Source organism: Mesorhizobium sp. M7A.F.Ca.CA.004.06.1.1 (genome assembly GCF_003999135.1).
Lineage (GTDB): Bacteria > Pseudomonadota > Alphaproteobacteria > Rhizobiales > Rhizobiaceae > Mesorhizobium.
Map to the genome: position 1 here is coordinate 1 of NZ_RZPQ01000284.1, position 6,677 is coordinate 6,677.

A 6,677-nucleotide genomic window follows, 5' to 3' on the forward strand; every position below is an offset into this window, starting at 1 on the left:
GGCTCAGTACGCGCCGGCAAGGTGCTGATCGCCACCAACGCCTATGGCTGGTCCCTCAATCCGTCATTGCAGCGAACCTATTTCCCGCTGAAAGTCTTCCAGATCGCGACAGCGCCATTGCCCCGTGAAGTACGCAGCCGGTTGCTTCCCGGCGGGCAAGGCGTCGGTGACACCAGACGCAATCTGTTCACCTTCCGCTTCGACGCCGAAAACCGGCTGATCAGCGGCGGCATGAACATCCTTGGCGCTGGTGCCGACACGCGCGTACCGCAGACGATTTGGCGAAGGCTTGGTCGGCATCTCGGTCTGCCCGACCTGCCGCCGCTTGCCTACAGCTGGTCGGGAATGGCAGCGGTTGAACCGGATTTCCTGCCGCACCTGATCGACCTCGGTCCGGGCCTGATCGCCGGACGCGCCTGCAACGGCCGCGGCATCGCGATGACCACGGCGATGGGCAAGGTGCTGGCGGACTGGGCCTCTGGAACCGAGGCCCGCGACCTGCCGCTGCCCTTTGCGTCGCCGGCGCCAATCCCGTTCCATGCCTTGCTGCGGCACGCGCCCAACATGCTGCTCGGCTGGAGCATGCTGCGCGACCGGCTGGACGGGACGAGCTAGGCCGACGGCTACCTGGCAGCGTCAAGGTTTGCCGACAGCACGGCGGCCGCCATCGCGATGTCCTCTTCTATGAAGACCCGCACAGTGGGGCCGCTGCGCTGCTCCAGTGCGGCGACGATCTTGCGATGCGCGTCGTTGGAGTGCGGGATGTAGCGATCGGCCTGCATCAGCAGCTTGAGATAAGGCCCAACCCGCCCCCAGAGGTCGCGGATCATGTTCAAAAGGATCGGCGCGCCGGCATGCTGGTAGATGGCGAAGTGGAACGCCTCGTTCAACGAGAGATAGGCCCTGGCGTCGCTGGCCTCGATGGCACGCTGCATGCCGGCGAGCGTCGCCTGTATGTCAGCCAGTCCGCTTTCGCTCATCCTGGTCGCCGCCATCTCGCCCGCCAGTCCCTCGACGGCGATACGGATGCGCGTCAGTTCCTCGAAGGCAGGCGCGGACAGCAACGGCACGATGACCGAGCGGTTGTTCTGCATCTCGAGCAGTCGCTCGGCGACAAGCCGCTGCAGCGCCTCGCGGATTGGCGTGGTCGAGATGCCGAACGTCTCGGCGAGCTTGCGTATAACCAGCGTCTGCCCCGGGCTGAAGCCGCCTGAAATCAACTCCTGCTTGAGCGCGCCATAAGCGCGGTCATTCAGGGTTTGATGTTCGAGCTTCAGCATGCGATCGGCCCGATCACCAGTTCGACAGCGCGCGATCGAGCGTCTCGGCCAGTTGCTCGGCATTGTCCCTGGCAAACGGCAGTGGCGGCCTGATCTTCAGCACATTGCCGCGCGGACCGCAGGACGAGATCAGCACGCCGTCCTCGCGCATGGCTTCGACGACCGCCGATGTCTTGGTGGCGGCCAGCGCCTCGTCACCGTCCGCCGTCAGCTCGACACCGAAATAAAGGCCGTTGTGCCTGATATCGGCGACCGCGCCACGCCGGCTCTGCAGGGCGCGCAGCAGCTCAGCCGTATAGGCGCCGACATTGCGCGCATTCTCGATCAGTCCTTCACCTTCGATCACCTCCAGAACGGCGAGGCCGACGGCGGCAGCGACCGGATTGCCGCCAAAAGTGTTGAAGTAACCGGTGTTCGAGCCGAAGGAGGCGACAAGTTGCGGCCGCACCAGCACGGCACCCATCGGGTGCCCATCGCCGATCGGCTTGCCCATCGTGATGATGTCGGGCTCGATTCCATAATTGGCGAAACCCCACATTCCCTGGCCAAGCCGGCCGAAGCCGGACTGGACTTCATCGGCGATGATGATGCCGCCGGCCTTTTTGATGTGATCCGCCGCTTCGCGCATCACCGCCGCATCCGGAAAGAAAATACCGTCGCTGGAAAAGGCCGAGTCGAGAAGCAGCGCTGCCGGCCGGATATTCTTTGCGCGCATATCTTCGATGGCGGCCGCGACATTTCTGGCGAAATCATGCGCGGCCCGGCCATGGTCGCGGAACGTGTCCGGCGCTGTCACGGTGCGGTGCTGCGCGGGCACGCCCTTTGCCCCGACCGCCGCCGGCGACAGCTGCGCCGTCGCGATGGTGGCGCCGTGATAGGCAAAGTCGGTGATGATCACCCCGGTGCCGCCGCTGGAATGCTGGGCGATGCGGATGGCGAGGTCGTTGGCCTCGCTGCCGGTGCAGGTGAACATGGCATGACCGAGGTGGGCCGGCACGGTGCCGAGAAGTTTCTCCGCGTAGTCGAGGATGATCTCGCTGAGATAGCGTGTGTGGGTGTTGAGCGTGGCGGCCTGCGCCGACAGCGCCTCGACGACACGCGGATGGCAGTGTCCGACCGAGGCGACGTTGTTATAGGCGTCGAGGAATCTGCGACCCTGGGCATCGTAGAGCCACACACCGCTGCCACGCACCAGATGGATCGGGTTGCGGTAGAAGGCGCGGTAAGTCGGCCCGAGCAGCCTGGCGCGGCGCTCGAGCAGCGCGCGCTCCGATGCAGCCGCGTCGGCATTTGAAGGATATGGCGAGGACTGGGACACGAGCATTTACTCCGGATTGGAATTGTCGAGAAAATAGCGGCGGGCATCGGTGGATGACAGACCATCCAGCTTTTCAAGCGAGGCCCAGACCTCGGTGGCGAGGCGCAGCACATAGTCGCGCTTGGCCGGGAAGCGCTCGGCCTGCCAACTGGCGATGTTGACGATGAGCGCAAGGCGGGCACGGATCAGATTGAAGAGAATGCTGATCTCTTCCTCCTCGAGCGGCTGCACGGACTGATAGCCGGCGACGAAGCGCGCGGCCGGCGCCAGCGGATGGCCTTGCGCCGGCCAGCGATAGACGGCGCCGATGGCGAGGTCGCAGATCAGCGGCGAATGGATCATGTCGCCGAAATCGAGGATGCCGCTGACGACCTCCGGCCGCGACGCGTCCATCACCACATTGTAGGAGTTCATGTCGTTGTGGACGATCTGCGCGCGCAGGGTCGGGATGACCGGCGCCGCATGCTGCTCGAAGGAGTCGATCGCGCGCTCGACCATCGCCCGCCGGCCAACGTCACTGATATGCGCCATCATCGGCCGCGTCTTGGCGACCTTACGGATATCCCAGAGCAGGTCGCTGCCGGCGGCCGGGTGGAAGAAACCGCGCAGCGCCCGGCCAAGGCGGGCGAGGAAGACGCCGAGATTGCGATCCTGCGCATCGGAAGTCGGCGAGCGCGACAGCAGCTGACCGGGCAGATAAGTCACCAGCCGGATGATGCGCGGCGCCGATCCACCAACACTGGCCGCAAATTGCGGCTCGCCTTCAAGGCTTTTGCGCACCGAGGGAACCGGCAAGATGGGGTCGACTGCAAGGATGTGGTCGAGCGCCTTGTTCTGGAAATCGGTGAAGCCGGCCTCTTCCGCCGGATGGGAGATCTTTAGAACGAACTCACGCTCGCCGTCGGCCTGGATGTGGAAATTGTGGTCGCGTTCGCCAGGCAGCGGACGCGCGGTGCCGGTCAGCCCATAGTACCGGCGCAGGATGGCGAGCGCTTCGGCCGCCGAAACATCAGGCGCGTCCTCGGCGAGTGTTTCGCCGAATGCATCGGGGACAGCCGAATTCATGGCTTAGCCTCGATAGGTTCGAGCCCGCACCAGTCGGCGATGAACAGCGCGATGGTCTGGGTGACCTTGCGCACCGAGTCGAGATCGACGGCCTCGTCATAGCCATGCGGCATGCGGCAGATCGGGCCATAGACGATCGCCGGCGTGTCGGCATAGAGGCCGAAGAAGCGTGCATCCGTCGTCGCCGAGGTGACGTGTTCCGTCAGCGGCTCGCCCCAGACGGCGGTATGGCTGCGGCGCAGCACGGATTCCATCTCGTCGGCACCCTCCAGCACATAGCCTTCGGCCATGAAGCCGTTGTAGGTGAGGCTCGGCGGACGATTGGCCAGGAACGGATCGGCACGCGCCGCTTCGGCGATACAGGCCTCGAGCTCGGCTCTCGCGTCTTCGAGCCTCTGGCCGGGATAGGTGGCGACGCGCATCTCGAAGACACATCGCGCCGGAACGCTCGATGTCCATTCGCCCCCTTCGATCTTGCCGAGATTGAAGCGGATCGGGTGCGGGTGATCACGGAAATGCTTGTCGTCGACCTTGCGCGCATTCCAGACGATTTCGAGTTGCTTCAGCGCCTGGATGATGACAAATGCCTTTTCGATGGCATTGGCCCCGGCCGAAAATGCACCCGACGCATGCTGCGGGTCGCCGTCGACCTCGACCCGGAACCAGATCGGCCCGACCTGCGCCCGCATCAGCCTCGGCTCCAGCGGTTCGGGAATGAAGGCGGCGTCGGCGCGGTAGCCGCGCTGCACGCAGGCAAGCGCGCCATTGCCGGTGCATTCTTCCTCGACCACCGACTGCAGGTAAACGTTCGCGGCCGGCTGATAGCCAAGGCTGCGCAAGGCGGTCAGCGCATAGAGACAGGCGGACAGGCCGGCTTTCATGTCGCCGGCGCCGCGGCCATGCATCCAGCCGTCCTCGATCACCGGGTCGTAGGGATCGCGCACCCAGCGGTCGAGCGGTCCGGTCGGAACGACATCGATATGGCCGTTGAGGATCAGCGAGCGGCCGGTCGCGTTTCGCGGCGTATGCGTGGCAACGACATTGAAGGCGTCGTCATAAGAAACTGCCACGGGTGAAAAACCCGGCAGGTCGCGAATCGCATCGACATCGACGCGCCACATGTCGACGGCATAGCCGTCAGCCTCAAAGGCAGCCGCCATGAACGATTGTGCGGCATGTTCCTCGCCACGCTGCGAAGGAAAACGCACGAGGTCTTGCAGAAACGCTACCTGCCGCGCGAAGCCGTCATCGACCGCGCTCAGAATGGCCTCGTCCGCAATCCGCTCAGGCATCATATTTCACTTTCTTCTGAATGGTGTATCATATCTCATATGCCATTCCTGTGAAATGCAAGAGGCATACGCGCCAAACTTTCAGTCCAGGGTTTGCCGTTCGATGCTGCCATGGTCTTGGGGAGTTGGCATCGGATGCAGCAAGCCGATACTGCTATCTCTGGAAGACATGACGGGGAATGCGTTGATCACCGAAGACACGATGCAGGCCGAAATCACCGATCTCGCCATCGGCTACCATCGCCTGCCGGCGGGCAAGCTTGCCAATGCGGTGACGTGGATGGAGGCGCGCTCTCCGCAGCCCGATCTCGCGCACCCCTTGGCCATGACACGGATCACGACGCCCGACTGCGCTTCCTATCGGGCGATCTTCCTCGAGATCGGCGCGCCCTGGCTTTGGGACCGTGTTTCCGAAATGTCCGATGCCGAAATCACCTCGCATTTCGCCGACCCGCGCCAGCATCTCTACTACGGCCATGACGAGACCGGCGCCCATCTCGGTATGGTCGAATTCTTCGTCGCCGACAGCAGCGAGATCGAGATCATCTATTTTGGCCTGTTCCCGTCCCTGACCGGCAGGGGTTTCGGCAAACGGCTGATGGCCGGGGCACTGGACCTCGCATGGTGTCTCAACCCGAGCCGCATCTGGCTGCATACAAGCAGCTTCGATCATCACAGTGTCATCGGGTTCTACAGTGCCTGCGGGTTCGTGCCCTTCGCGACCGGATTTGAGATCGTCGACGATCCCCGGATCAAGGGAACCTTGCCGCGCGATGCCGCACCGCAGATTCCGCTGATCGAAACGGAGTGGAGCAATGGCAAGGGAGCCGCGCTTTCCCCGGAAAAGCGACAAGTTGCGCGGACCTAGATGAGAACAGCCCCGCAATCCGTCAGCCAAGCGTCGCCGCACCATCGCCGATGGGTTCGCCGCGAGACCATCCTGTCGACGCTGGAGCGCCATATCGACACGCGCATCGTGCTGTTCGCCGCGCCCGCCGGCTTTGGTAAATCGACGACGATGGCGCAATGGGCCGCGGAAGTCGCGCGCCACGGTCGGCTGACCGCTTGGCTGTCTTGCGAAGCGACGGACAATGACGAGGGCGCCTTCCTGTCGCATCTGGTGGGCGCGCTGCGCCAACTGGTCCAGAGTCCGGCGGAACTCGATCTTGCCTTCCAGTCGAGCCCGATCCCCCAGCTCGATGTCGTGCTCTCGGCACTTGTGGCGGGTCTGGCGGCGCGCCAGGCCGACATCACCCTGTTCTTCGACGATTACCACGCCGTCGAGGCGCCGGCGGTGAAGCGGTTCATGGAGCGTCTGACCCGGCAGGCGCCGGCAAACGTCGCCTTCGTCATCGGCTCGCGCAGCCTGCCCGACCTGCAGCTCGGCAAGCTCCGGGTGCTTGGCGACGTCTTCGAAATCGGCCCGGACGATCTGCGCTTCGCCTCGTCAGAAGCGGAAGCCTTCTTCAACGACAAGCTGGGCTTGAGCGTCAGCAGCGGTGCGGTGGAAACCCTGTGCTCGCGCACCGAAGGATGGGCCGCCGGCCTGCAACTGGCCTCGCTGTCGCTGAGTGCCGCACATGCACCCGAAACCGTCATCGGCAACTTCACCGGCGCCAACCGAAACGTCGCCGACTTCCTGATGGGCGAAGTGTTCCTGGAACTGCCGCCGGCAATCGCAAAATTCCTGCTCTACAGTTCGATCTTCGAACGCTTCAGTGC

6 protein-coding genes and 1 pseudogene are annotated in these 6,677 nt (G+C 64.0%); 3 read left to right on the forward strand and 4 right to left on the reverse strand.

Translation table 11 applies throughout. The annotated features are described in order from the left end of the window. The coding region (locus EN906_RS17830; RefSeq protein WP_164777218.1) for an FAD-binding oxidoreductase at positions 1-615 on the forward strand (615 nt) is incomplete at its 5' end. 8 nt (positions 616-623) lie between these two features. On the opposite strand, the gene EN906_RS17835 is transcribed toward EN906_RS17830, so the two are convergent. Genes EN906_RS17835 through EN906_RS17850 form a run of 4 tightly spaced genes read right to left on the reverse strand, consistent with a single transcriptional unit; the run spans position 624 to position 4,955 of the window. Continuing rightward, complete coding sequence (locus tag EN906_RS17835) at positions 624-1,280, reverse strand: GntR family transcriptional regulator (protein ID WP_127267839.1); 657 nt, start codon at positions 1,278-1,280, stop codon at positions 624-626. A 13-nt stretch (positions 1,281-1,293) separates the two neighbouring features. Then, positions 1,294-2,604: an aspartate aminotransferase family protein gene (locus tag EN906_RS17840; RefSeq protein ID WP_164748645.1), complete on the reverse strand. Its 1,311-nt coding sequence runs from the start codon at positions 2,602-2,604 to the stop codon at positions 1,294-1,296. Then, the gene (locus EN906_RS17845) at positions 2,605-3,663 is read right to left on the reverse strand and encodes a phosphotransferase (RefSeq protein ID WP_127267840.1); all 1,059 of its coding nucleotides are present in this window, start codon (positions 3,661-3,663) and stop codon (positions 2,605-2,607) included. It lies immediately after the preceding gene. Then, positions 3,660-4,955: an ArgE/DapE family deacylase gene (locus EN906_RS17850; RefSeq protein ID WP_164748646.1), complete on the reverse strand. Its 1,296-nt coding sequence runs from the start codon at positions 4,953-4,955 to the stop codon at positions 3,660-3,662. The genes EN906_RS17845 and EN906_RS17850 overlap by 4 nt, the downstream gene beginning before the upstream one ends. Positions 4,956-5,124: 169 nt before the next feature. Here EN906_RS17850 and EN906_RS17855 point away from each other — a divergent pair, with 169 nt between their 5' ends. Both EN906_RS17855 and EN906_RS17860 read left to right on the forward strand, forming a co-directional pair. Then, positions 5,125-5,823: a GNAT family N-acetyltransferase gene (locus EN906_RS17855; RefSeq protein WP_127267842.1), complete on the forward strand. Its 699-nt coding sequence runs from the start codon at positions 5,125-5,127 to the stop codon at positions 5,821-5,823. Continuing rightward, a pseudogene (locus EN906_RS17860) lies at positions 5,824-6,677 on the forward strand (LuxR family transcriptional regulator); the annotation flags it as partial.

Coding starts and splice junctions, on each gene's coding strand:
- EN906_RS17855 (WP_127267842.1), top strand. CDS start 5,125: ATGACGGGGAATGCGTTGATCACCGAAGACACGATGCAGGCCGAAATC.
- EN906_RS17845 (WP_127267840.1), bottom strand. CDS start 3,663: ATGAATTCGGCTGTCCCCGATGCATTCGGCGAAACACTCGCCGAGGAC.
- EN906_RS17840 (WP_164748645.1), bottom strand. CDS start 2,604: ATGCTCGTGTCCCAGTCCTCGCCATATCCTTCAAATGCCGACGCGGCT.
- EN906_RS17850 (WP_164748646.1), bottom strand. CDS start 4,955: ATGCCTGAGCGGATTGCGGACGAGGCCATTCTGAGCGCGGTCGATGAC.
- EN906_RS17835 (WP_127267839.1), bottom strand. CDS start 1,280: ATGCTGAAGCTCGAACATCAAACCCTGAATGACCGCGCTTATGGCGCG.